Consider the following 1,946-nt stretch of genomic DNA (forward strand, 5'->3'; position numbering starts at 1 on the left):
TGCAAATACTTCAAGGCGTGACCAGTCTATAAAATTCTGTTTACTGGCAGATAGACTGATGAAAACTATTCTAGCGGCTTTTTGGCTGCTTGGTAAGTCCCTACGGCTTATCGTCTCAAGTTTTTGCTGTCTTGCGTTTGCAAGGCGGCTAAGATGGCTCTAGCGTCTCTTTACGTTAAGCGCGGTCTCTCCTCTCGTGAATTATCTCGACAATTAGCTAATAGCAAGCTAACGCGCGATGATTGCGCCTTATTACGCCCTCTTTCTGAAAAAACACTCCTTAGCTTAGATGAGCTTCAATCGCTCTCTAAGCCTCGTTATGTGCTGATTAGTCAGTTAAATAAGGAGAGCAAAACGCGCATTGGCAGTCTCTGCCGCGCGTTTGCTCCCCTTCCTTGTCTTAGAATAAACAATTCAAACGACAGCCCAACAACGGATAAAAACAATAGTTATACGGCTATTCCCTCATGGGTTCGCAAGTCAGAATTTAAGGTTAAAACGGAGGTTATGGCCTTATTTCAACAGTACCCTATTGAGCGTATCGGCTTTTTAACCTTTACCTTTGCCGATGATGTTCAATGCCATAAAGAGGCAACAAAACGCCTAAATTCGTTAATAACTGGGGTACTCCGTGAACGCTATGCACAATGTATTCGCGTCTCTGAGCGTCAACAATCAGGCCGTTGGCACTTTCATTTAGTTGTTGTTTGTCAACAAGATATTAGGCGCGGTGTTGATTTCCAAGCAATTAAAGAGAGGCGTTATAAAGATGGGGCTAACTCCGCTCTCCGTGCTGAGTGGGCGTTCTGGCGTAAAACATCTAAAAAATACGGCTTTGGTCGTACTGAGTTGTTACCAGTTAAAAAGACAGGCGAAGCATTGGCCGCTTATGTGGCAAAATACATTTCCAAAGGGTTCGCTTATCGTCAACCACAAGATAAAGGTATGCGCCTTTACTCTGTGATTGGTGGCTCTCGTGCTTGTTCCTCAAGGTTCTCTTTTTACAGTCTTAAGGCGTTTGTTTGGCGTAAAAAGGTGGCCATGTGGGCGGCTTCTTGGTCAAGTGCTTTTGATGCTGTGGCTATTTCGGGCGGTCATACGCCTGCTGAGCCTTTAGGGTATGATGATTTGCCTAGCTTCTTCGGTAAAAGATGGGCTTGGCGGTATCGTGATAATATTATGGCTATGAATCCTGTGTTGACTGCTGACCAACTCGCCTTGTTTTGTAAGAAATATAACGCTGTGTAATTTTTATTACAAACAATATAATTATGGCTTTTTGCTTGTTTTTATAAAGGCTAGCACCAAGCGCGGAGGCGGAGGGAACGACAACGACAAGCGCGGTGCGTAGCCTATAGCTTTAATCATCGTCTCAAATAAGTAAACACTTAGAGGCTAGATGCGCGATTAACCATGCGTATTTCTTAATATGCAATGCCTTATTAGCGGTGATTATGTCATTAGAATAAAAGCAAATTAACCGCACCTTAATTAACCCTTAAAAATATATTAAATAACGCCAATTAGTGATTATTTAACGATGAATCAATCAGCATCTAATTTTAAGTAAACTTTATTTTAACGATGGGTGTTATTAGGTCTTGAATTTGTCGGGGGGTTCTATTAGATTTGAGGCGTGATGTGTAACTACATGTTAAGGGGTGCGCGGTTAATATCAATTATTAACTCCGACTGGGTTCGCATCCCCTTGAACAACAAGTTATACATCATTTGCGGCGGCTCTTAAAGTGGCCTCTGCTTGGTTACTGGTTTTATTCTTGGACAAAAAGATTATTTAGTGCATCTACCGTGTTATTTGTAAGGTGTGGTAGAACACCGCAGACAATTTTAGGCTAAGTGCCTGTTCCAAAATAAAAAGCCTTGCAAGTAATGCAAATACTTCAAGGCGTGACCAGTCTATAAAATTCTGTTTACTGGCAGATAGA

The 1,946-nt window shown here is 42.0% G+C and carries 1 protein-coding gene; it reads left to right on the forward strand.

From position 1 onward, the window contains the following. Positions 1 to 153: 153 nt before the first annotated feature. Positions 154 to 1,248 (forward strand): hypothetical protein, encoded by a 1,095-nt coding sequence (locus Q0212_RS03115; RefSeq protein ID WP_297922073.1) that lies wholly within the window; start codon positions 154 to 156, stop codon positions 1,246 to 1,248. Positions 1,249 to 1,946 lie beyond the last annotated feature (698 nt).

The organism is uncultured Agitococcus sp. (genome assembly GCF_937920075.1).
In the GTDB taxonomy this organism is placed as follows: Bacteria; Pseudomonadota; Gammaproteobacteria; order Pseudomonadales; family Moraxellaceae; genus Agitococcus.